Below are 24,440 nucleotides of genomic sequence, written 5' to 3' on the forward strand. Positions count from 1 at the left end.
GAAACTGTTGCTGTCGTTCCTACTACTGTATTAGAACTGTTTTTCCAAGAGAAAGTTACAGTTCCAACGGAATTTGTAACGGCACCCGCAGTTATAGTTCCGGTACTGGCACCAAAACAAGTAACATCTGTTTTAGAAGAAGCTGCCAAAGCCAAAGCCGCACTCGGTTGTCCGATTGTAACGGAATTGGTTTGAGAAGAACAAGAATCTGTAACAGTTAAAGTATAAGTTCCCGCAGGAAGATTGGATATCGTTGCTGTTGTTCCTACTACTGTATTAGAGCTGTTTTTCCAAGAGAAAGTTACAGTTCCAACGGAGTTTGTCACGGCACCCGCAGTAACTGTTCCGGTGCTTGCGCCAAAACATGCTGCATCCGTTTTAGATGAAGCTGCTAAAGCCAAAGCTGCACTCGGTTGTCCGATGGTAACTGTATTGGTTTTAGAAGAACAAGAATCCGTTACAGTTAAAGTGTAAGTTCCCGCAGGAAGATTGGACACTGTCGCTGTCGTTCCTACTACTGTATTAGAACTGTTTTTCCAAGAGTACGTTACAGTTCCAACGGAGTTTGTCACGGCACCCGCAGTAACTGTTCCGGTGCTGGCACCAAAACATGCTGCATCCGTTTTAGATGAAGCTGCCAAAGTCAGAGCGGCAGTCGGTTGCCCGATTGTAACGGAATTGGATTGAGACGAACAAGTATCTGTAACAGTTAAAGTATAAGTTCCGGCAGGCAAATTTGATACTGTGGCTGTCGTTCCTACTACCGTATTAGAGCTGTTTTTCCAAGAGTACGTAACAGTTCCAACTGCGTTTGTAACGGCGCCTGCAGTTACGGTTCCGGTGCTTGCACCAAAACAAGTAACATCTGTTTTAGAAGAAGCTCCCAAAGCCAGAGCGGCATTTGGCTGCGTTATAACTACAGAAATAACACCTTTACATCCGCTTGCATCTGTTACAGTTGCTTCGTATGTTCCAACTCCTAAGTTGGTTATGGTTTGAGTTGTTCCTGCAAAAGCTGCTCCATTTTTTTTCCATGAATAAGTATATGGAGCAACACCACCCGTAGGATTGTTAAGTGTAATAGCCCCTGTGCTTTGTCCAAAACATTTTACATCAACATGTGAAGCAACGTTTTCTGTTACAACAATATTACTGACAGTTACCACTACAGGTTTAATGTCTGAACAACCTGATACAAGGTTTTGTCCTTTAATATAATAAGTACCTGCAGTTGCTGCAGTAGGAGTAGTGTAAGGAATTGTAGCAGCTGCATCTCTCCAATACGTATAGGTTAGTCCGGCAGTGCTTCCTGCAGTTACTGCCGCAGCAGTAATATTTACGGTGTTTGGAGAACATACACCTGCAGGATTTGTAATTACTAAAGTATTTGTGGCAAAACTTCTTGCTTTTAGAAATACACCTGCATCATATAATTGATCTGATGCATCGGCGATTGCCATTTTAATTTTATAAGTTTGACCAGGTGTAACCGGATATGTTGCGGTAAGAACAGTTGTAGATCCATCATACTCCATTACTAGTGAAGCAGGTGGATTGTTTAGGTAATAAGCGACATTTTTATCAGGGAAAGCAACACCGTTCACATTAACTCCGGAAGAGTGAATGTTGTTGATCGTAACGGTATCACCATTTGGTAATTGAGAAAGGTTTACAGCATTATTGGTGTAAGTTCCGGCTATTCCGGGTCCGCTTAAGAAAAAACCAAAAGCATCGTTAAATTGTGTATTAACATACTCCAGATATTCCTCTGAGGCAAAAACAAATTTGAACTCAACCAAATTTCCATCAGGAACAAAATTAAATTCCAATATAGCAGCATCACGCATGGTCTGACCTGATATATTAGTTAAATCAGGATCGCTGGCCTCGCTAACCATTGAATCTGATTTATTTGTAAACGTATTAGGCCCCATAGCGGAGCTTATTTTTCCTGTTGCAATTAAAAGACCTTCATCAATAGGAAATGTAGAAGTAGATTTATTAAAGTATCCCAATTGTCGGTCACCGGCGGTTGAAGACCACGTATGATTAGTCCAATCCCAATTGTTTCCATTTTTTTTATAATAACCAAATCGGACATTGCTAATGCTTAAACAGCCAGACGTTAGTATGTTACGCACTAATCCGTCTGCAGTATAACCATTATTTCCGGCAGCGGGATTTGCTACATCTATAGATCCGACTGCAGCCAGTGCCGCCAACGCATTAGCAGTCGCACTACTTTTTGTAGTTACATTACTCTTAGCAGCAGATTTATTTTTGGTAATAGTATTTCCGATTCTGATAGGAACATTTATTTCTTGGGCAGATAGCTCTGTAAAGAAAAATAGTAATCCCAAAATAGTGGTTAAAGTAATTTTTTTCATAGTCTTTAATCTTTAATTTCAAAAATTGTTTGTTCCTCTACAGTACTATTTTTAGTAAAATTTTATTTTGGCTCTTTTATAAGTATAATTTGCTATCTCTATTACCTACGATTTTTGAGCCTCCATAGATTTGACTTCGTATTTTGTGAAATTTTTATAGTTTTAACAGAATCAAATTTATAGAGTCTCTTTTTAATAGATTTTTTTTCTCTGTAACTAACCTAAAAACTCGTTGAAATGTCTTTTTTTGGTCAGAATTTGTGAAAATAGGGGGTGTTTTTTGTAGTTTTTGGCAAAAATTAATGTACGATTTCTTTGCTTTTTTGGTTAAAAACATAAAAAAATAACCTTTAAAAATATTCAATAATCAATTAATTGGCTGATTTTATGTGATATGTATAATATCGACTAAGTGACAGTTTTGACGGATGAAGTGCACTTTTTGTTAAAGGGAAAAAGAAGCATGTTTTTTCTATGATGGATTTAACTGATTTTTTTTCGTGTTAAAATTTTCTTCAAATGTTAACAGAATTAAAAAAAAGTTAGTGTTTAGAATTTCTTTTGTAAATTAGAACTTCAATAAAAATGAATCTCTTTTTATGATGTTTGTAAATCCTTCCGCTTATGAAAAATTTAATTTTGATACGACATGCAAAATCCAGTTGGGAAGCTCCTTTAAAAGATTTTGACAGACCTTTAATGAAAAGAGGAATTTTAGATGCTCATGAAGTATCTGGAATTATTTCGAATTTTTTGCCCAAGACTTATATTATTTGGAGTAGTACGGCCGCTCGTGCTTCTGAAACGGCTCTAATTTTTGCTCAAAACATCTCCTATCCCATAGAAAGTATCGTGTACAAGGACGATCTTTATACTTTTGATGATAAACAACTTGAAAAAGTGATCAAATTGTGCGATAATAGTTTCGAAAGTGTTATTCTTTTCGGACATAACGAGGCTATTACAAATTTTGTTAATAAATTTGGGGATGTTTTTATAGAAAATGTACCCACCTCCGGATTTGTATCGCTAAAGTTTGATTCAGAAAGCTGGGATACGATCAATAAAGGCAGAACACATAAAACAATTTTCCCCAAAGATTTAAAAAAAATATAGTGTACGAACAGAAATATATCGATAGAGAAAAAAGTTGGTTAGCGTTTAATGCAAGAGTACTTCAGGAAGCAGGAGATAATACCGTTCCACTTTTAGACAGGTTGCGTTTTGTTGGAATTTTTTCGAACAATTTAGATGAATTTTTTCGAGTTCGTTATGCCGCAATCAGAAGACTAAGTCTTTCGGGTATTTCTGGTGAAAAATATCTAGGCGGAGTCTCTGCCCATCAGTTAATTAAGGATATCACTGAAATTGTAATTCAGCAACAATCAGAAAGTTTACGCATTTTAGGAAATATTGAAGCCGAACTGGAAGCCGAGAATATCTTTATTATCAACGAAAATCAGATTACAGAAGCACAGGAACATTTTCTGAGAGACTTTTTTACTCAAAAATTAAGCCCCGAATTAGTTACTATTATCCTGAATGACTTAGCAGAGTTCCCGGTTTTGAAAGATACTTTAGGGTATTTGGCCATTCGTTTAGAGATGAACACCAATGATGAAGTTCGATATGCGGTTGTTGAAATTCCTAAAACGATAAACAGATTTGTGGTATTGCCTTCCAATGACGATAAACAATATGTGATCTTAATCGATGATGTAATCCGTCATAACCTGAGTAATATTTTCAATATTTTTGATTATAAAAGTGTCTCTGCCCACATGATCAAAATTACGCGAGATGCGCAATTGGACATTGATAGTGATTTGAGCAAAAGTATGCTCGAAAAAATTGCTACATCGGTAAAAGACAGAAGAATAGGAGAACCGGTTCGTTTCATTTACGATAGTTTAATCGAAGACGATACCTTGCGTTTCTTCTTAGATAAAATGAAAATTGTAGAAACTGACAGTATAATTCCCGGTGGAAGATATCATAATCGCCGTGATTATATGAGTTTTCCAAATCTCGGAAGATATGATTTGTTGTATAAAACCAATGATCCTTTGCCTATTCCCGGTTTGAGTCTTGAAGGTAGTATTTTGGGAAAGATCGGTAAAAAAGACTATCTGTTGCATGCGCCTTATCAATCCTTTTCGTATCTGACTAAATTTTTACGTGAAGCGGCATTAGATCCAAAAGTAACAAGTATAAAAATTACGTTATATCGTCTGGCTAAGAATTCGCAGATTATTAGTTCCTTGATCAATGCGGCAAAAAACGGTAAGAGAGTAGTCGTACAGATTGAACTTCAGGCTCGTTTTGATGAGGCAAGTAATATTTCTTATGCCGAACAAATGCAGACGGAAGGCATCGAACTTATTTTTGGTATCAAAAGCCTTAAAGTACACAGTAAAATATGCGTGATCGAGAGAGTTGAAGAAGGTAAAACCCGTCGTTACGGATTTATTTCTACCGGAAATTTCAACGAATCGACGGCAAAAATTTATACCGATGTAACGTTGTTTACCTGTCATCCTGGTATTTTGAAAGACATTTCAAAAATATTCGAATTTTTTGATATCAATTACAGAGTTCACCGATACAAACATTTAATTGTATCACCACATTATACAAGGACAAAATTTATAAAATTGATAGACCGTGAAATTTTGCATGCGTTAGCCGGTAGAAAAACACATATCAAGTTAAAAATGAATAGTTTATCGGACTTTAAAATGATCGATAAATTATACGAAGCAAGTAATGCAGGTGTGAAAATTCAGCTTCAGGTAAGAGGAATTTGCTCATTAATACCGGGGATTCCGGGAATGAGTGAGAATATTGAAGCAATCAGTATTGTAGATAATTATTTAGAACATTCAAGAGTTTATATTTTTGGAAATGCAGGATTAACAGAGGTTTACATTTCATCAGCAGATTTTATGACCAGAAACCTCGATGGACGAGTAGAAGTAACTTGTCCGATTTATGATCTTGAAATCAAAAAAGAACTAATTGATAATTTTAATATTGCCTGGAAAGGAAATGTAAAAGTGAGATATCATTCCTATAAACTAGACAATAAGTATAAAGCTCGTAATCACCATGCTCCATTCAGAGCACAGCTTGAAACCTATAAATATTACCAGCACAAAATTGAGAAAATCGAAAAAATTCCGCAAAAAATTAGTTAACACAAAACACAAAAACAATTTCAAATCATAAAGGGAGCATGATTAGTATAAAAAAATACGCAGCGATTGATATTGGATCGAATGCCATGAGGCTTCTGATATCGAATGTTGTAGAACAAGATGGCAAAGAACCACAATTTAATAAAAGTTCGCTTGTTCGCGTTCCGATTCGTTTGGGACAGGATGCTTTTACAGTTGGAGAAATTTCAGAACAGAATATAGATCGAATGGTAGATGCTATGAAAGCATTTAGTCTTTTGATGAAAGTACATAAAGTAGAACGCTATATGGCGTTTGCAACTTCGGCAATGCGTGAGGCCTATAATGCCAAAGAAGTTGTGGCTTTGATTAAGAAAAAAGCCGATATAAAAATCGAGATTATAGACGGTAAAAAAGAAGCAGCCATAATTGCTTCAACAGATTTGCACCATTTATTAAAAACAGACGAGACCTATCTTTTTGTAGATGTGGGTGGTGGTAGTACAGAATTTACATTATTTTCTGATGGAAAAATGATTAATTCAAGATCTTTCAAAGCAGGAACCGTTCGTTTGCTGAATAATATGGTTTGCGATGTCGTTTGGGATGAAATCGAAAAATGGATCAAAACCAATACCGAAGGTTACGAAGAAGTTACACTTATCGGATCCGGTGGAAACATTAATAAATTGTTTAAAATGTCCGGAAAGCAACAGGAAAAACCGCTTTCGTATATTTACATCAATTCACAATACGCCTTTTTAAATTCATTAACGTACGAACAGAGAATTGCAGAATTAGGATTAAACTCCGATCGAGCCGATGTAATTATTCCCGCCACAAGAATTTATCTGAATGCAATGAAATGGAGTGGTGCCCGTCAAATCTATGTCCCAAAAATCGGACTTTCTGACGGAATCGTAAAAGCAATGTACTACGGTAAAATTTAGTGCATAACAGGTCAGTTTTTAAAAAAAAGACCCAAGTAAAAAGAAGCAACAGTATAATTTAGAAAATGCCAATTTGTAAAAATTGGCATTTTAAATTAAACAAAAAATTAGTGTAAATTCGCGAAATTCGTGGCAAACTTTTTAAAAACATCAGTAAAACAAGATAATCCAAAACCTATATAGCAATGAATAAAACAAGACTGGAAGCTTTTAGTGATGGTGTGCTGGCCATTATTATAACGATTATGATTTTGGAAATTAAAGTTCCCGCTGGCCATGAGTTTGCAGATTTAAAACCACTTATTCCAAAGTTTTTAAGTTATGTTTTAAGCTTTATTTATGTCGGAATTTATTGGAACAATCACCATTATTTAGTGCATGGATTATCGAAAGTAAATGGAAAAGTGCTTTGGAGCAACCTGCATTTGCTTTTCTGGCTATCCTTGATTCCCGTGTCAACGGGTTGGATGGGAGAACATAATTTTGCAAAAGCTTCCTTAGCATTATACGGAGTCATCTTAATGCTTTGCGCAATAGCGTATAACATACTTCAAAATAACATCATTCAGGTAGAGGGAAAAGATTCTTCGTTAAGTAAAGCACTGGGAAAAGATTTAAAAGGGAAAGCTTCTGTAGTCTTATACTTCGTCGGCATAGTTTCTTCGTTTTATAGTGAATGGATTTCCGGAGGGTGTTATCTGACGGTAGCTTTTTTATGGTTGATTCCGGACAGAAGAATTGAGAATGTTTTTAACTCAGCCGAAAAATAATAGACTCATAATGCGAGTTTAAATTTCATTAGAAAGAATCTTAAACCTGCTTTAATCCTTGTATTTGCGATAACGAATCTGTTTTAATCCGTGTATAAAATTAAGTGGCAACAGCTGTGTGAATTGGACGCGGATCATGCGGATTTGCAATGGCAAAAACGATGATAAAAACGGATTTTTTATATTAAAAAAAGATATAGCTTATTTTGTAAAATAAAATAGATACCATTGTTTACCTGAAGGAAATCTGTTTGATTTTGATCAAAATCAACTGTAACTTTTCTGTAATTTGAAACTTAAACAGACCAGCAAGCGTTGATTATTTTTTAGGAAAATCTTTTACTCACAATTCGATACCATGAAATCAACATTTCAATCTCTTCAGATTTTACCGCTACAGGAATTAGATAAGCTGGGCGATTTAATTACCAAAAAGAGATTAAAAAAGGGAGACTTTTTAATTCAGGAAAATCAAATTGCTAAAGAAATTGTTCTTATAAAATCAGGAGCTTTACGCTCTTTTTATATCAATACAGAAGGTGAAGAAATCACTAACTGCATTACATTCGAAAATGAATTTATGACTGCTTTTACCAGTCTTATTACGCAGCAACCAACAGAAGAAAATATTCAGGCCTTATTTGATACTGAACTCGAAGTGATAAGTCACGATACTATAGAACAGCTTTATGAAAATAGTATTCATTGGCAAAAAGTCGGACGGATTATTGCCCAAATGCAGTATATAAGTTTAGAACAACGCATTTTATCTTTCCAAAAACTTACCGGAAAAGAACGTTACGAAACACTTTCTAAAAACCATCCCAATTATATCAAGTTAATTCCATTACAGTATTTAGCTTCTTTTTTAGGAGTTACGCCAAGGCATTTAAGTCGCATCCGGAAAGCGGTTTTATAGGACATTTGTCCAGTAGATGAGGTATAGTTCGCCATTATTTTTGTTCAAAACAATAAGTAATGATGAGAAAAAACATTTTAGTAATTGGTGGAACAGGATTGGTAGGCAAAGTCATACTGCGCATTCTTCAAAAGAGAAACCCTGACTATAACTTGTTTGTAGGAAGCCGCCAATTAGGAAATACCACGCATGATTTGGTTATTGATGTGACCAATCCAAAAACTTTTAAATGTGTTCTGGATAATAAAATCGATTTGATTGTATTGTGTACAAAAGATCGTAACAATGAAATTTTAAAGTTTGCAATAGCAAACAAACTGGATTACATTGATATTACAAAACCAACTCCGGATTTAATTGTGGCGCATGATTTAGCCCAAGACAATAATCAAAATACAAATAGCCATATTGTTTTTAGTTCCGGCTGGATGAGTGGAATTGTGGGGAGTTTAGTCGATTTTATAGCGCCGGATAAGCGTGAAATCACAGAAGCAAATTTGTATATTTATTATTCCATAAAAGATTTAGCTGGGAAAAGCTCTGCCCATTTTTTGGCTGAAAATGTGTGTAAACCATTTACTTCTTATAAAAATAATGAACCTCAAAAAGTCAAGCATTTTCTGGATGCTGAAAAATTTAATTTTTCATTCGGATTAGGAAAACGGCAGGTTTATAATCTGGACGTTCCGGATTTGTTTATCTTAAATCAAATCGAAAAAATACCAACGATTTCCGTAAAAATGACTTACAGTTCTAAGTTTGTTACCAGTTTAATGGGGTATTTTCAATCGCTAAAGATTTTTAATATCCTGTCTTTAAAAGAAAGACAATTGCTGTTTGGATCTAGTGGTAACGGAGATCAAACTGTTTTTGAAATCAATGTCAGAACGAATACCGGAACAAAAAAAGTTAGTTTGCAAAGTGTTAAAGGTCAGGCCGAGTTGACTGCATTTTCTACCGTTTTACATATAGAAAAGATGTTGAATACCACTTTGGCCAATGGAATTTACTTTAGTCATCAAATACATTCGCCACAAGAAGTTTATGAGGCATTGCATAATTACAGTACAATTAATATAAAAATAAGCTAATCAAAGATGAAAAATATACTTATTATCAACGGACACCCCAATTCAAAGAGTTTTAATTTTGCAATCGCCGATGCTTACGAAAAAGGAGCGTTACAATCTCAAGCTTCGGTAGAAAGCATTACAATTGCCGATTTAAAGTTTAATCCAAATCTGCAATTCGGTTATCAGAAAAGAACCGAATTAGAACCGGATTTACTCGAAGCCTGGAAGAAAATTCAAAAAGCAGACCATCTGGTTTGGGTACATCCTGTTTGGTGGGGAGGTTTACCTGCGATCACAAAAGGATTTATTGACCGATTGTTTTTGCCGGGAATGGCTTTTGAATACAAAGAGAATTCCGTTTGGTGGGATAAACTCTTAAAAGGGAAAACGGCACATATCATCACGACTCTGGATCAGCCGGGCTGGTATTATCGCTTGTTTTACGGAAGACCAAGTGTCAATCAGTTGAAAAAATCAACACTGGAATTCTGCGGAGTAAAACCGGTAAAAGTTACTTATATAGGAATAGTAAAATCTGCTAATGAACTTCAAAGAGCAAAATGGCTCCAAAAAGTTTATGATTTAGGAGTTAAGAATAGATGATTTGGGTTGAGAGGAAAAAGGTTTGACACGAATTTCACGAATTAACACTAATTTTTTTGCTTATGAAAATTACACGAATTTGCGCTAATCTTTTACTCGAAAAGAGGAAGAAACAATTCGTAAAAATTGATGTAATTCGTGGCGAAAAAGTCTAACAGATTTTTATATTAAGCATATCTATTGAGTTTGACACGAATTACACGAATTTGCACTAATTTTTTGGCTTATGAAAATTACACGAATTTGCGCTAATCTTTTACTCGAAAAGAGGAAGAAATAATTCGCGAAAATTGGTGTAATTCGTGGTGAAAAAGTCTAACAGATTTTTACGTTAAATAGATCTGCTGAGTTTGACACGAATTTCACGAATTTGCACTAATTTTTATGCGCAAAGATTAAAAAAACAATTCGCGAAAATTGGTGTAATTCGTGGTGAAAAACCTTAACGGATTTTTACATTAGGCATATCTACTGAGTTTGCCGCGAATTTCACGAATTAGCACTAATTCTTATGCGCAAAGATTTAAAAAAAAAACAATTCGTGAAAATTCGTGAAATTCGTGTTTAAAAAAAAAATATACTAAGTGTGTAAATCCAATCCAAATGTAGAACGTAAAAGTTCTATGTTTGGGTTTATTTCTAATAAACGATTGTATCGATCCTGATCGTTAAAACTACGTTTGCTTTCGATTGTTTCGTTTACTACAACTTCAATTGTAATATCGTGATTGTGTAGATGTCCTTTTAAATGCCCTAAAAGCCCATGAATCTGACCTTCAAAATCTAATTTTGAACCTTCGTTAGGCAATTCAAGCGTAATGACGGTTCCGTTCAAAGTCGGATCGTTAATTAACAATAACGATTCCATAATTTTAAGACCTTTACTGCCCAAACGTTCTGCATATTTGTTCCAATGCAATAACATTTCGGTTTCTGTGAATTCTTCTGTCGGTAAGGTTGTAGAAGGTTTTACATAAGATTTACTGCTTTCTTCCATTTCCTTTTTCTTGCGAATACTGGATAATGAAAAAGCAGAAACTTTAACTTCAGTGTTGGCCTCCGTTTTCGGAACTACAGGAGGTGTGTTGGCGGTATTGCCTTCAGCTTTAGGAGTTTCGATACCAACAGTGCCAGTACCAATTTTCTCCTCAGAATTTGGAATTTGGGATTTATTATTTGGAATTTCAGCCTTAGCTGATGGAACTTCAACAATAGAATAACCTCCGTTTTTAAAGTAAACGGGTGGAATTATGAATTGCTCAGCTTTTTTTTTTCTCCATCAAAGTTGATAGAGGCCAATTGCATCAAGCATAATTCAACTAAAAGACGTTGATTCTGACTTAGTTTGTATTTTAAATCACAGTCGTTTGCAATGTCAATTCCTTTTAATAAAAAGTCCTGAGAACATTTTTGAGATTGTACGCCATACATTTGTTGCGCCTGTTCACCCACCTCAAGTAAAGCGATGGTAGCCGGAGTTTTACTTACCAGTAAATCTCTGAAATGCGAAGCCAATCCGGCAATAAAATGATGTCCGTCAAAACCTTTTGCAAGGATGTCGTTGTAAGCTAATAAAAGTTCCGGAATCTGATTCTCTAAAAGTAAATCGGTAATCGAAATATACGTTTCGTAATCTAAAACGTTTAGGTTTTCGGTTACAGCCTGACGCGTTAAATTGGTTCCACAAAAAGAAACCACACGATCAAATATAGATAGAGCGTCACGCATTGCACCATCTGCCTTTTGAGCAATAATGTGCAAAGCATCATCTTCAAAATTGATTCCCTGACTTGCGGCTACTTCTGCTAAATGTTCTTTGGCGTCTTTAACCGTAATTCTTTTGAAATCAAAAATCTGACAACGCGATAAAATCGTTGGAATGATTTTATGTTTTTCAGTTGTTGCTAAAATAAAAATAGCATGTTTTGGGGGTTCTTCTAATGTTTTCAGGAAAGCATTAAAAGCTGCCGAAGACAACATATGAACCTCGTCAATGATATAGACTTTGTATTGTCCGGTTTGTGGCGGGATTCGAACCTGATCAATCAGACTACGAATATCGTCAACCGAGTTGTTTGAAGCCGCATCTAACTCAAAAACGTTAAAAGCAAAATCTTCGTTAGGATCATCATATCCGGGCTGATTGATTTTTCGGGCTAGGATACGGGCGCAGGTTGTTTTACCAACTCCACGTGGTCCGGTAAACAATAAAGCAGAAGCTAAGTGATTACTTTCTATGGCATTCAGCAAAGTGTTGGTAATGGCTTTCTGTCCCACAACATCCTTAAATGTCTGCGGACGGTATTTACGAGCCGATACTACAAATTGTTCCATATTCCTTTATTATTCGATAGCAAATATAGGGTATAATTTAATGATTTAAAAATTTAAAAATTGAAAGATTTTAAGTGTTTGAACGACTGTAGGTTTTATCATTTGTCAGTAAGCGAATTAGATAAATTCAAGTTTGTTTTTAGAGGTAAATTCAGTTTTACAAGATTAAAAGCAATGTTTTTTTGAATAGCCGTTGGTTTTAACCTAACGGAAAGGACATGAAAGAATTCTTGGCTTTAGCCAAATTTTCGAAAGCGAGATTTAGCAAAAGTTTGAGCAACTTTATTTCTAAATCAGTTGATTATGGTGGGCAGTAATTCAAATTTGGATTTGTTATTGTAATGAAAAAAGGGTTAATTTTATTGTCAAATAGTTCGGGTTGCTTTATAAACTAAATTTTAATAAAAACGAAATGAAACTACATCTTTTGATTTTAGTATTCCTTATCTCTTTTGGAATAAAAGCGCAAAAAGTAAATGCAAGTCCAATTTACCAATTGCGTGTTTATGAAATTTTCGAAAAAAACAAGAAAGATTTCCACGATCGTTTCAGAGATCACGCCATGGTGATCATGAAGAAATATAATTTTAAGATCAATTCAATCTGGGAATCAAAATCGGATAGTAAAACTGAATTTGTTTATCTTTTGGAATGGCCCGATGAAGCTACAATGAAAAAAGCCTGGGAAGGTTTTAAAGCCGATAAAGAATGGATTGAGATCAAAAAACAAACCAGTGCCAAGTTTGGAGATTTGCTCGGTAATATTGAAGATCGGACGATGGTAAAAACAAGTTACTCGCCCAATTAATGTTTTTTTATGACAGATAGATTAAATATTATCGAATTCAGGAAAGGGGATTTAGACGCATTACGTCAATTATTTCTGAAAGTGCGTCAGGAAACTTTTGTTTGGGCCGATCCCGAAGCATTCGATTTATTGGATTTTGATGCTCAGACGAAAGGAGAATATATTTTGACTGCCTTGTACGACGAAAAAGTAATCGGATTTATTTCGGTTTGGATGCGAGACAATTTTATTCACCATTTATATATCGATGCGGCATTTCATAAATTTGGAATCGGAAAAAGACTTTTGAATGAAGTGGTAAAGAAAGCCAAATTTCCACTTGTATTAAAATGTCTGGAGAAAAATACTGAGGCAATTTCGTTTTATAAAAAAGTAGGGTTTGTTGAAAAAGCTTGGAATGAGAACGAAAACGGACCTTATATTTTATTTGAATTGAATCAAAAAATAGAATAAAAACAAAGCTGAAATGAAAATCATAACCTGGAATTGTAATATGGCTTTCAGAAAAAAAGCGGAATTTATTTTGGTTCATCAACCGGATATTCTGGTAATTCCCGAATGTGAAAATATCGAAAGATTAAAATTTTCCAAAGACGTTCCGATTCCGACTGATATACTTTGGTACGGTATAAATCAACACAAAGGACTTGGTGTTTTTTCGTATAGCGAGTATCGATTTGAATTGATGGATTGTCATAATCCTAATTTCAAAAATGTGTTACCCATTGCAGTTACCAAAGGAAAAGTAGATTTTGTTTTATTTGCCGTTTGGGCAAATAATCCCCAAGATAAAGACGGGCAATATGTAACTCAGGTTTGGAAAGCGATTAATTATTATGAAAAACTATTGTCTGGAACCAAAACGATGTTAGTCGGAGATTTTAACAGCAACACCATTTGGGATAAACCAAGAAGAGAAGGGAATCACTCAGCAGTGGTAAGTAAATTAGCTTCAAAAAATATATTTAGCGTATATCATAAATTCTTTAATCAGGAACAGGGAAAAGAAATACATCCGACTTTGTTTTTGTATCGTCATGAAAATAAACCGTATCATCTGGACTACTGTTTTGCTTCGAATGATTTTATAGAAGTTTTAGAAAGTGTTGAAGTAGGAAGTTATGAAGATTGGAGAATGCATAGTGATCATAAACCTTTGATTGTGGAGTTTGGGGTGTGAGTTTTTTTTAAGAGATGTAGTATTTGTAGCTGGACAAAAAAGTAAATGTAATTGTCAAGCTGAGCGAAGTCGAAGCGTGGGTTACCATAAATTAACTAAAAAAATATTTTTAGATGAAAGTTGTATTAGAGCGTAATTTAGATTTCAAGCAATTTCAAAATTTGATTATTCTAAATTTTTGTTGTGTAATGGTTTTGCTTGTAATGCTTAATTCATTGAAGTTAGGAAGTTACGTTTATGGAAAAGTAGCTTTGTTTCTTTTCATTATTTTATTCTTTGCCCTGTTGCTTACAAGGAAAGGCTTGTACATAAAAAATAATAATTTGTATACAGCGATCTTTTTGTTTGGGTTGGTTTTAAAGGGAGAATTATTGCAAACAGCGGAAGACGATGGATTATCAGTAAGAGAAGGAAAGCTTTCAACGAGCTATAATTATTCGTATAGAAAAAGGGGATTAAATAATTGGGAGCCAAACTTAAATTATTCCGTAGCTTGTTTTACGATTAATATGACAGATGAAAAAGGAGATTTTAAAAGGAAAATTATAAGATTGACAAAACCGGAAAAAGTTAAAATTGCAATTGATTTTATTATTGAAAATTTAAGTTTGAAGTATAATTGAGTTAAATAGAAATTTTGGTTTCATGAGCCTTCGACTTCGCTCAGGGTGACACTTGTGAAGTGGTGTAGTTGGAGTTAAAAGAAAAAAGATCTGATTACTGATTTTTACATTTCGAATTTTACTCTTGATCTTCAACTTTTGATTTTTTGCATTTCACCTTTTTGCATTACCACATTCTCACGTTGACACATTGCCAAATTGCCACATTTTACGTCCCTTGCGAAATCTTCGTGCCCCTTGCGGTTAAATAACTCCATACAAAAAACTTTTTCTCTTGAAAACAAGAAGCCCTAGCCCTGATGGGAGCGGCATCCTTTTGTGGCGGGGTTCGACACAAAAGATACAGCAGACAGCGGGAATAGCTTCTGAAAATTATAATAATGGTTCTTTCAAAATCACCTGCCTTTTATGCTTAAATCGAGTAAGATCTGTACGGTTTCGGAGTCGGAATCCGCCGAAAACCCGGATACATATACTCCTTTTTTGCCTGAATTTGATTTTATTCCGTAAACAACTGCCTCATCGCCCGGGTCAGATTCCCCTTCGTATCGATACACATGTACAATTTCAAATTTTTCAGGATTTTTTTTAATTGCGTCTGAGTTTAGATTAAAATCAAAGGTGAATCCTTTTTCATTCAATTGATCTAAAGCTTTTGAAACAGTTGCGTAATGATACATTCTAATCATGATAACTGAATTTAAAAATTATGGATTTTAAAGATAACCAATTTAAAATTAAAACATTGTGAATTTAGTGTGAAAATCTAAATTTTAAAAGCGGGATTCTTCGATTATAAATCGCTACTTTTGCCCCGCAGACCGCCTTATCGTCGCTCGCTTAGGTGAGGGGAGGAAAGTCCGGACACCACAGAGAAGCATAGCGGGTAACACCCGTCGGCGTTAGTAATAACGTTAGGACAAGTGCAGCAGAAAGTATGTACAGGTAATGCTGTAGTGAAAACAGGTAAACTCTATGCGGTGAAATACCAAGTATATCAGCATTTAAGGGCTTCTCGTCCGTTGTTGAAGGGTAGGTAGCTCGAGCTTATGAGTAATTGTAAGCCTAGATAAATGATAAGGCTCTGATTTATCAGAGACAGAATCCGGCTTATAGGTCTGCATTTTTTATATATTTGTGAAACTATCTAACTAAACTTCATGAATATAATTACTCCGAATCTTCCAAATAAACCTAAAAAAAGTACTTTTTTTGTCATTGTAACCAATCTGACCTTTTGGGTTTTGATTGCCATTATTGCCGGAGTTTTACTCGGGCATTTTTCACCGCAAAACGGAATGAAAATGGAAATTGTCGGCAAGACTTTTGTCGATATTATCAAACTTTTTATAGGTCCGATTATATTTTTGACGATCGTTTTGGGGATTTCCGGAATGGGGAATCTTAAAAAAGTCGGTCGGATTGGTGTGAAAGCATTAGCCTATTTTGAAGTAGTTTCAACCGTTGCTTTGGCCATTGGCGTTGCGATTGCTTATATTTTTAAACCGGGAAAAATAGATAAAACCGGATTGGCTTTGCAAGATGCAAGTCAGTATACCAATCATGCTGCGGAAAACTTTTCGTGGTTAAAATTTTTCCTTTCAAATTTCACACTTCAGGTTTTGGTAGCTGCCATTGTTTGTGGTATCGCACTGAATTTTTACCAAAAACGCGAACAGACAATTTTGGTTTTAGAACGATTTTCAAAAGTAGTTTTTACCGGTTTGAAATATGTGATGTATCTCGCTCCGCTAGGGGCTTTTGGAGGAATGGCATATACAATTGGTAAATTTGGACTGCAGACGCTGATCCCGCTTGGGAAGTTGATGTTGTGTGTTTATACGACGATGTTTTTATTTGTGTTTTTGATTTTGGGGAGTATATTGAAATATTATAAAATCAGTATTTTATCAATTTTAAAATACATTAAAGAAGAACTTTTATTGGTTCTTGGAACTTCATCTTCGGAGGCTGCTTTGCCTAGTATTATGGTTAAACTGGAACGAATGGGTTGCAGTAAATCGGTGGTAGGGTTGGTGATTCCGACGGGGTATTCTTTTAATCTGGATGGGACTTCGATTTATTTGTCAATGTCTGTGATTTTTTTGGCGCAGTTGTACGATGTTCATTTGAGTTTCTTTGAGATTCTGAGCGTTATCGGTATCCTGATGATTACGTCTAAAGGTGCTGCGGGGGTGACCGGAAGTGGTTTTATCGTTTTGGCATCGACGTTGACAGCGATTCATAAAATTCCGGTGGAAGGACTGGCTTTTTTACTTGGAGTTGATAAATTTATGAGTGAAGCCAGAGCGATTACTAATTTGATAGGGAATACGGTGGCAACAATAGTGATTTCTAAGAGCGAACGTGATTTTACGGAGTTGAATTTGGAGCCTGTTTTGGAGGAATGATGATGGGACGCGGATGAGGCTGATTCGCTGGTGCGAAAACGCGGATTTAGTACGGATTTTTTTCTTTCTTTTTTCTCATTCTTTTAATTTTGATAAAGGAAAGTTTACGGTAAGCGTTAAGTGTTATTTGGGATTTAATTCGTTTAATTAGTGCAATTCGTGGCATAAAAACAAACAATAATGAAAACAAGAATTGGAATTTTAGGACTAGGTGGTGTAGGAGGTTATTTCGGTGGACTTTTAGCGAAAGCGTATCAGGACTCTGAGGAAATAGAAATTGTGTTTATTGCCCGTGGAGAAACACTTAGAGTAGTGGCAGAATCGGGATTGAAAATTATTACGAAGGAGTCTGAAACGGTTGTTTTTCCGAAAGTGGTCTCCAATGATCCTGAGCTTATTGGCAAACTGGATTATTTAATTTGCGCTACAAAGACTTATGATATTGAAGAAAGTCTTCTGGCTTTAAAAAAGTGTATTACTAAAAATACCGTTATTCTTCCCTTGTATAATGGCGTTGATGCTCCGGAACGCATTAGTGCTCTTTTTCCGGACAATGAAGTTTTGGAAGGCTGTGTTTATATTTTTTCGATGATTGTTTCACCTGGTGTTGTTCAGAATGTGGGTTCTCTGCAAAGATTGTTTTTTGGTTCTTACAGTGTTTCTGTTTCTAAAATGAAAGCCTTACAGACGATCTTTAAAAACGCGTCGATAGACAGTCATTTGGTTGAAAATATTGAAGATGCCGTTTGGGAGAAGTTTGTGTTTATTTCGGTATTGGCTTCGGCAACCTGTTATTTAGATTACAATATTGGACAGATTTTAGAAAACCGCGAAGCGAGAAATATATATGTCTCCCTGATGAATGAAATTACAATGATAGCAGCGGTAAAAGGACTAAATCTGCCGGATGACATTATCATGCAAACCATTCTGAAACTCGAAAAAACACCTCCCGACACAACGTCATCGATGCATCGTGATTTGCTTGCCGGAAGAAATATAGAATTGGCTTCATTGACCCAATTTGTAGTAGATGAGGGTTTGAAATATGAAGTTGAAACACCAACCTACCAATTGGTTTTAGATAAATTATCCAATCTAATGAATTAAAAAAAAGAAGCAGAATTAGCTTTTATGATACCCTATTCCAGAACTTAAAGATGTTGATATTACAGGTATATGCAGACTTTTGATTGATTTTTATTTTGGTGCAAAATGACTTAAATAGCGTTTATATTAAGACTTTTCTATTTTAAATTCCAAACCAATATTACGAACACTTTCAATTTTGATTTTTGGATCTGAATTAAAATATTTTCTTAGTCTGCTAATAAAAACATCCATGCTTCGACCGGAGAAATAATCGTCTTTTTTCCATACAGACATTAAAATTTGATCTCTCTTTAATAACTGATTGTGGTTTAGATATAAATATTCAATAAGAGACGCTTCTTTCTCTGTAAGCTGTTGAACATGATTTTTATTATTGAGAGTTAAGCGTTCGTTATCAAAAATATACGAGCCAATTTCAATAACATTATTTCCGTCCAGGCTTCTCTTTTGTTCGATCCTCTTCAATATATTTTGCAAACGCAAGATCAATTCGTCTACTTCAAAAGGTTTCGCGATGTAGTCGTCTGCGCCTAATTTCAATCCAATAATTTTGTCTTCTGTTAACTTTCTTGCAGTTAAAAAAATAAATGGAGTTTCGGGATTGATTGTAACTATTTTTTCTGCCAGAGAAAATCCGTCCAATTTTGGCATCATTACATCCAGAATACAAATGTCAAAAGTTTGTTTTTTAAAATAGTTTAATGCTATTTCGCCATTTTCTGCCCAGGTTACTTCAAATTGATGCAGTTCTAAATATTGTTTTAGAATCGCAGCAAAATCAAAATCGTCTTCAGCTAAAAGTAGTTTTTTCAAAATATGGTAATTAAGCTTTTAATAAAATAGTAAACACAGCGCCTTTTCCTAAATCGCTAATAACGTTAACAGAGCCCTGGTGTGCTTTTATAATCTGATCTACGTAATACAAACCCAATCCGAGGCCTTTTGCGTTGTGTAAATTTCCTTGTTCGACTCTGTAAAACTTCTCAAAAAGCAACGCTTGTTTGTTTTTAGAAATTCCAATTCCGTCATCTTGAATACTTAACGAAAACTCATTTTCTATATTTCCGGTTTTTACCAAAATATGGCTGGAACCGTATTTTACAGCATTTTCTAAAACATTTAAAATTGCGGTTGTCAAATGAAATTTATCTAAAACTAAAACTGTTTTTTGCGTTTGAAAATCAGTTTCGATCGTAATTTTGGGATATCCGATTTTAAAATCTTCGATAATCGAAAGCAGAAATTCTTCGGTATTTATTTTTTCTTTTTGTAGTTCGATTTCATTTTCTGCCAGAGAATTTGCCAAAACCTGATCGATCAAACTTTGCAAACGATTGTTCTGACGTGAAATCGTATTGACAATTGCATTGAAATTCTCATCGTTTTCACGAATGTTTTTCTGTTCTAAAATTTTGGTCGAAATACTCAAAGTCGCCAAAGGAGTTTTGAGTTCGTGTGTAATATTATTGATAAAATCAGTTTTAACTTTGTTTACTTTTTTCTGTTTAATTAAAGCTTTAATGGCAATGACAAAAAGGGTAATCAGGGTAAGAATAGAAAACAACGACAATAGTAACACACCGATCATTCGTTTTAAAATAATCATTTCCCAGTCGATTACCGAAATGTACATCGAATCTTCGGTCAGCAATTTATAATCTTGATTTTTGTACAATCCGTTTGTTGTTCCGACATAACTCCGAACTAAAAAAGCATGGTTTAACGAAGCCAGATTACCGTATAATTTGTTTTGGATAAAAGGCTTTTCCGAGAAAATAGTATCCGCTTTTTTGGTGTTCTGATACAGTATAAATTTATTGAGTACAATCGCAAAATCAATTTTTAGATTGGGTAATTCTCTTTCGAATTTGCGTTGAATTTTCTGTGTTAAGGCGTCTTGATATTGATTTCCAAGAATACCGTTTTTGATTTCAAATTTGGTCTTTTTTCCTTGAATATAATTTTGAGCTAATCCTTTGTAAAGGGCTTCTTTTTTACTGACAATAACGGAATCAATATCACTGTAATTATTTGAAATCCGAGCAATCTCATTCTTGATTTCGGTGTGAAACTGCGCTACTTTAAAATCGTAAGTGGTTTTGACCAAATAACATTGTACCGCCGATAAAACGAGCAGGGCGACAACAGAAAGTGTGATTAATAAATTGATTCTTTGTTTCATACAGAAAGGAATTCGAATCAAAAATAAAGCTTTTGTGCTACAATTTCAGCATTAACGCCGCATTAACCTCCAATTAACTTTCAGAACGCCATATTAGAAGCACTTTTGTAGCTCTTAAACCAAAATCTTGTTAACGAATGAAAATGTACCTGTTCTTAAAAATTATTTTATTGTTATTGCTTTTTTGCCTTTCGATGGCCGGATATGCGCAAACGGAAACTCCGAAGGATAGTATCTCTAACAAATTAGATGAAGTTGTTATCGCTCAAAACAAAAAAACGTTTACTAATGCAAACGGAAATATAAAAGTAGACGTTGCCAATTCGGTTTACAATTCGATTCCAAATCCCGTTGATTTGCTTTCAAAACTTCCAACAGTTCAAGTAAGTGCTGATCGCGAAAGTATTTCGATTGTTGGTAAAGGAACGCCGCTTATTTATATTGACAATCAAAGAGTAGGAATGAATGATTTGAATGCTTTGGTTGTTGACGATATCAAAACAATTGAAATTATTAAAAATCCTTCTTCAAAGTATGAAGCTGAGGGGCGCGCCGTAATTTTAATTACTCGTAAACTAAGCAGAAAAGAGGGTTTTAAAACGGATATTTCTGAAACAGCTTCTTTTAAAAAGAACTATAATAATTATATCGGTTTTAATTCCAGTTTCAAAAAGAATAAGTTAGAATGGAAAGCCAACTTCAATTACAACCGACGAAATCCGTGGGAGAATCATAGCATTGCTTATCAAATTCCGCAGGCTGCTATTGTTTCTAATTATGATGTTACAGCAATTTCTCGTGTGAAAGAATGTATTTTTGGTACCGGTTTGTTTTATAAAATAAATGAAGAGGATTATTTCTCAATGAATATAAATGGAAAAATGAAAGCAGATGCTTTTGATATCAATACGTTTACTTTTAACCAAAATCTAGATCAGCAAAATAATGTTTTTACACTTAGTGATAATTCCAGCGAAAAGAATTTTATTAACTCATTTATGAATTATTCAAAAAGACTTAAAGCGATTGATACAAAGTTATTTGTTGGTATTCAGGGCTCCAATTTTAATCAGCATTTATGGAGTTTAGTCGAAAATAATTTTAATGATTCGGAGCTGGAATTATCACAAAATAGGAATCAGAGATTTAATGTTGATGTTTTTTCGGGGCGTATTAATTTAGAAAAAAAGTTTAAAAATGAAATGACTTGGGAATACGGCGGACTATATTCTGCAGCAAAATCGAAATCTAATTATGATGTATTTGATTATGATGAAAATAAAACTACGACTTTCGATTATAATTTTAAAGAAATCAATTCAGGTGCTTATTCACAGCTTTCAGGAAAAATTAAAAAAATCGATTTTTCGATTGGATTGCGAATGGAAAATACAAATGTCAAAAGTAAATACAGCACAGACAATTCATCGTTAATAAATAAAAACTACACAAATTTTTTCCCGAAAGCGCTGTTTTCTTTTTCAATAGACAGTACAAAAAGTATAAGTGTAGATTATTCTAAAAGTATTTCGAGACCCAATTATTCTTCTTTGAGTATGATTGCAACCTATATTAACCCGTATTTTATTTACAGCAATAATATCAATTTAGGACCAACTTTTATCGATGTAATTTCGACGGTTTTTCAGTATCATGATAAATCTGTAAAATTGACTTTATACCAAAACAAAAATCCAATTTATGCTGATTTTATTTTTGATAATCAAAACAATGTTTTGACTTTTACGGAGAAAAATTTTCAAAAAGAATCAGGTTATACTATTGAATTTACAGTACCGTTTACCTATAAAATTTGGACAAATACAAATTCTTTAATTTTCGCGACAAATAAAATAGAAGACCCTGCGGCAGTGTTTAATTCTACAAAAACCTATTTGTATTATTACTCGAATAATACTTTTAAACTTCCAAAAGATTTTACATTCGTTCTGTCTTTTTGGGGTGCAACAAAACAAAAAGAGGGCGTTTTTGAGCGAGGGGCAAATTTAATTTTTGATATGTCACTCGCAAAAGCGTTTGGTAAAAACTGGAATTGTACTTTAAATTATAATGATATTTTTAGAAACACGATTTATACAGAAAGATTTACGATTAATAATATAAGTTCGAGAGCACGGTATTTAGTTGATGCTAATGAAGTTTCTATTACACTTAAATATTCTTTTGGAAAAATAAAAGAATCAGAATTCAAGGAAAAAATCGTTAATGAAAATTCAGATAGGATTAGATAAAAGAAAAAGCCCTTGTGAGTCAAGGGCTTTTTTATGTTTAAAAAGTTGAATGTGAAATGTGAGATTTGAAAAAATCAACGATCAATTCTTTTGTTGTCGTACTTACTCAAAATTAAATTATCCCACGAGTGTCACCCTGAGCGAAGTCGAAGGCTTATGAAACTAAAATAAGCTTGAATTTCTTTTATAAAATGTAAAATGCAAAAAACAAAAATCAAATGTTTTGTTCTCGACTATCCTTCGTCTTCTTCTGTAATTTTATTAGAGGAATCATCAACGAGTTCTTCGTCATCATCCGTAGAATTCAATTCGAAGAAGGTGAAAAAAGAACCTCCGTAACTTTTCTGAAAAGAGAAATTGCTCAAATGCTCTAATTTGGTATACTTAGAATGTTCAATAATCATCATTCCGTCGTCGTGAAGCAAATCTCTTTCGAAAACCGTTAGTACTATTTTTTCAAAAGTAGCCTGATCTAAACCGTAAGGGGGATCAGCAAAAATAATATCGTAAGAGGTTTTGCAGTTTTCAAGGAATTTAAAAACATCACTTTTTGTTGCTGCAATCTCAAAATCGTATTCTGATGCAACTTGTTTGATGAATTTTACACAACCAAAATCTCCGTCAACAGAGGTAATTGGAGCACTTCCGCGGGAAGCGAACTCGAAACTAATATTGCCCGTTCCTGAAAATAAATCCAGCACCTTTAAGCCTTCAAAACTAAAATGATTGTTCAAAACATTAAATAATGCTTCTTTACTCATGTCAGTTGTAGGTCTTACCGGAAGGTTTTTTGGTGGAAAAATGCGGCGTCCTTTGTATTTTCCTGATATGATTCTCATGATTGAAATAGAATATAATGTTTTTGATTCTGAGTGGTAGAAAAGCTGTTTCTCTCTTGTAATGTGCTTACATCTAAAAAGGCAACATTACGAATGTATTTATACGCAATGGTATAAAAAGGATCATTTTTAGTTATCGTTCCTAATAATTCAAGGTGAAAACTTTCGGGATTTAAGCTCAATTGTTCTGCTGTAAAAAGCAAATAGTATATAAAATCTTCCGGAGTCTGATACTCGAAAGAATTGAATAATAGTAATCTCTGGTTTTGTACCACGATCAGTTCGAAATGATCGGGATTAAAATTAACGATCATTTTTTTATCGTCGTTATTTTTAGAAGCCTCCAGTATTTTTTCGATTAGAATGCTGTTCGAATGTTTGTAATCAAAAGAACCAATCTGATCAATCAAAAAGTTATTGATGTTGACATACGGGATATAAATGGTGTTCATCTCGTAATTTGAAATCTGATCATAGGTAAAAAAATCAGTTTCAAAAACCTTGGTGTTGTATTGTAAATAACTGCCCAGATAATTTTCGTCAAACAAAGCAGTAGGCACAAAAGTAGAAAGATTGTTGTTGTGTATCACCACAATATCATCATAGGCGTCTTTTAGTTCCGTGTGTTTCTTAAAAGCATCACCATATAATTCTTCTATTTTGGATCCTTTTTGTGTAGGTGTAAATTCGACTTCATTAAACGAAGTAATGGTATTATTAAGCGTATCAAAACAACAAAATGAAAATCCGTTCAGGGAAACCTGAATAGAAAGTTTTTTGTATTTTTTTGATGTTATATTAGTGTTTTGAAATGGCATAA

Annotated in this window: 23 protein-coding genes and 1 other RNA gene; 16 read left to right on the top strand and 8 right to left on the bottom strand. The window is 34.3% G+C overall.

The window, feature by feature from the left end:
* Positions 1–2,387: choice-of-anchor L domain-containing protein (locus AB674_RS19690; RefSeq protein WP_047779001.1), on the bottom strand; the 2,387-nt coding region annotated here is incomplete at its 3' end.
* Positions 2,388–3,011: 624 nt separating this feature from the next.
* On the opposite strand from AB674_RS19690, the gene AB674_RS19700 reads away from it, so the two are divergent.
* From AB674_RS19700 to AB674_RS19730, 7 genes are all read left to right on the top strand, one after another.
* On the top strand, positions 3,012–3,503 hold the full coding sequence (locus AB674_RS19700; protein WP_047779003.1) for a SixA phosphatase family protein: 492 nt from the start codon (positions 3,012–3,014) through the stop codon (positions 3,501–3,503).
* Positions 3,503–5,584 carry a polyphosphate kinase 1 gene (ppk1, locus tag AB674_RS19705; protein WP_047779004.1) on the top strand — a complete coding sequence of 694 codons (2,082 nt, stop codon included), beginning with the start codon at positions 3,503–3,505 and terminating at the stop codon, positions 5,582–5,584. The genes AB674_RS19700 and ppk1 overlap by 1 nt, the downstream gene beginning before the upstream one ends.
* Positions 5,585–5,622: 38 nt before the next feature.
* Positions 5,623–6,513, top strand: coding sequence for a Ppx/GppA phosphatase family protein (locus AB674_RS19710; protein WP_047779005.1), 891 nt, complete (start codon positions 5,623–5,625; stop codon positions 6,511–6,513).
* 185 nt (positions 6,514–6,698) lie between these two features.
* Positions 6,699–7,283, top strand: coding sequence for a TMEM175 family protein (locus AB674_RS19715; RefSeq protein ID WP_047779006.1), 585 nt, complete (start codon positions 6,699–6,701; stop codon positions 7,281–7,283).
* Between the two features lie 358 nt (positions 7,284–7,641).
* Positions 7,642–8,202 (top strand): Crp/Fnr family transcriptional regulator, encoded by a 561-nt coding sequence (locus AB674_RS19720; protein WP_047779007.1) that lies wholly within the window; start codon positions 7,642–7,644, stop codon positions 8,200–8,202.
* A 59-nt stretch (positions 8,203–8,261) separates the two neighbouring features.
* Positions 8,262–9,293: a saccharopine dehydrogenase gene (locus AB674_RS19725; protein WP_240478113.1), complete on the top strand. Its 1,032-nt coding sequence runs from the start codon at positions 8,262–8,264 to the stop codon at positions 9,291–9,293.
* 6 nt (positions 9,294–9,299) lie between these two features.
* A complete protein-coding gene (locus tag AB674_RS19730) occupies positions 9,300–9,878 on the top strand; it encodes an NAD(P)H-dependent oxidoreductase (protein WP_047779009.1) in 579 nt (192 codons plus the stop codon).
* A 580-nt stretch (positions 9,879–10,458) separates the two neighbouring features.
* Here the strand turns inward: AB674_RS19730 and AB674_RS19735 are convergent.
* Positions 10,459–10,875, bottom strand: a complete 417-nt coding sequence (locus AB674_RS19735; RefSeq protein ID WP_047779010.1) for a hypothetical protein — start codon at positions 10,873–10,875, stop codon at positions 10,459–10,461.
* A gap of 10 nt (positions 10,876–10,885) precedes the next feature.
* Here AB674_RS19735 and AB674_RS19740 point away from each other — a divergent pair, with 10 nt between their 5' ends.
* Positions 10,886–11,098, top strand: a complete 213-nt coding sequence (locus AB674_RS19740; protein WP_047779011.1) for a hypothetical protein — start codon at positions 10,886–10,888, stop codon at positions 11,096–11,098.
* A 28-nt stretch (positions 11,099–11,126) separates the two neighbouring features.
* On the opposite strand, the gene dnaX is transcribed toward AB674_RS19740, so the two are convergent.
* A complete protein-coding gene (gene dnaX / locus AB674_RS19745; protein ID WP_047779012.1) occupies positions 11,127–12,212 on the bottom strand; it encodes a DNA polymerase III subunit gamma/tau in 1,086 nt (361 codons plus the stop codon).
* Positions 12,213–12,624: 412 nt separating this feature from the next.
* On the opposite strand from dnaX, the gene AB674_RS19750 reads away from it, so the two are divergent.
* The 4 genes from AB674_RS19750 (at position 12,625) to AB674_RS19765 (ending at position 14,823) form a co-directional block, all read left to right on the top strand.
* Positions 12,625–13,020 (top strand): NIPSNAP family protein, encoded by a 396-nt coding sequence (locus tag AB674_RS19750; RefSeq protein ID WP_047779013.1) that lies wholly within the window; start codon positions 12,625–12,627, stop codon positions 13,018–13,020.
* Between the two features lie 9 nt (positions 13,021–13,029).
* Positions 13,030–13,473, top strand: coding sequence for a GNAT family N-acetyltransferase (locus tag AB674_RS19755; protein ID WP_047779014.1), 444 nt, complete (start codon positions 13,030–13,032; stop codon positions 13,471–13,473).
* A gap of 13 nt (positions 13,474–13,486) precedes the next feature.
* On the top strand, positions 13,487–14,200 hold the full coding sequence (locus tag AB674_RS19760) for an endonuclease/exonuclease/phosphatase family protein (protein WP_047779015.1): 714 nt from the start codon (positions 13,487–13,489) through the stop codon (positions 14,198–14,200).
* Between the two features lie 113 nt (positions 14,201–14,313).
* On the top strand, positions 14,314–14,823 hold the full coding sequence (locus AB674_RS19765; RefSeq protein WP_047779016.1) for a hypothetical protein: 510 nt from the start codon (positions 14,314–14,316) through the stop codon (positions 14,821–14,823).
* A gap of 395 nt (positions 14,824–15,218) precedes the next feature.
* Here the strand turns inward: AB674_RS19765 and AB674_RS19770 are convergent, their stop codons facing one another.
* A complete protein-coding gene (locus AB674_RS19770; RefSeq protein WP_047779017.1) occupies positions 15,219–15,512 on the bottom strand; it encodes a hypothetical protein in 294 nt (97 codons plus the stop codon).
* Between the two features lie 124 nt (positions 15,513–15,636).
* Between AB674_RS19770 and rnpB the strand changes: the two genes are divergently transcribed.
* The 3 genes from rnpB to AB674_RS19780 all read left to right on the top strand — a co-directional run bounded on the left by rnpB (position 15,637) and on the right by AB674_RS19780 (position 18,344).
* Positions 15,637–15,952, top strand: an RNA gene (rnpB, locus tag AB674_RS22065) — RNase P RNA component class A.
* 31 nt (positions 15,953–15,983) lie between these two features.
* A complete protein-coding gene (locus AB674_RS19775; protein ID WP_047779018.1) occupies positions 15,984–17,234 on the top strand; it encodes a cation:dicarboxylate symporter family transporter in 1,251 nt (416 codons plus the stop codon).
* A 180-nt stretch (positions 17,235–17,414) separates the two neighbouring features.
* Positions 17,415–18,344 (top strand): ketopantoate reductase family protein, encoded by a 930-nt coding sequence (locus AB674_RS19780; RefSeq protein ID WP_047779019.1) that lies wholly within the window; start codon positions 17,415–17,417, stop codon positions 18,342–18,344.
* Positions 18,345–18,470: 126 nt separating this feature from the next.
* Here the strand turns inward: AB674_RS19780 and AB674_RS19785 are convergent, their stop codons facing one another.
* Together AB674_RS19785 and AB674_RS19790 are read right to left on the bottom strand one after the other, a co-directional pair.
* A complete protein-coding gene (locus AB674_RS19785; RefSeq protein ID WP_047779020.1) occupies positions 18,471–19,160 on the bottom strand; it encodes a response regulator transcription factor in 690 nt (229 codons plus the stop codon).
* A gap of 10 nt (positions 19,161–19,170) precedes the next feature.
* The gene (locus AB674_RS19790) at positions 19,171–20,529 is read right to left on the bottom strand and encodes a sensor histidine kinase (protein ID WP_047779021.1); all 1,359 of its coding nucleotides are present in this window, start codon (positions 20,527–20,529) and stop codon (positions 19,171–19,173) included.
* Positions 20,530–20,666: 137 nt separating this feature from the next.
* On the opposite strand from AB674_RS19790, the gene AB674_RS19795 reads away from it, so the two are divergent.
* Positions 20,667–22,781: an outer membrane beta-barrel family protein gene (locus AB674_RS19795; RefSeq protein WP_047779022.1), complete on the top strand. Its 2,115-nt coding sequence runs from the start codon at positions 20,667–20,669 to the stop codon at positions 22,779–22,781.
* Positions 22,782–23,014: 233 nt separating this feature from the next.
* Here AB674_RS19795 and AB674_RS19800 read toward each other — a convergent pair whose 3' ends face one another.
* A complete protein-coding gene (locus AB674_RS19800) occupies positions 23,015–23,620 on the bottom strand; it encodes an RsmD family RNA methyltransferase (protein ID WP_047779023.1) in 606 nt (201 codons plus the stop codon).
* Positions 23,617–24,438 carry a DUF3822 family protein gene (locus AB674_RS19805; protein WP_047779024.1) on the bottom strand — a complete coding sequence of 274 codons (822 nt, stop codon included), beginning with the start codon at positions 24,436–24,438 and terminating at the stop codon, positions 23,617–23,619. The genes AB674_RS19800 and AB674_RS19805 overlap by 4 nt, the downstream gene beginning before the upstream one ends.
* Positions 24,439–24,440 lie beyond the last annotated feature (2 nt).

Source organism: Flavobacterium sp. ABG, assembly GCF_001027725.1.
Taxonomy (GTDB): domain Bacteria; phylum Bacteroidota; class Bacteroidia; order Flavobacteriales; family Flavobacteriaceae; genus Flavobacterium; species Flavobacterium cupriresistens.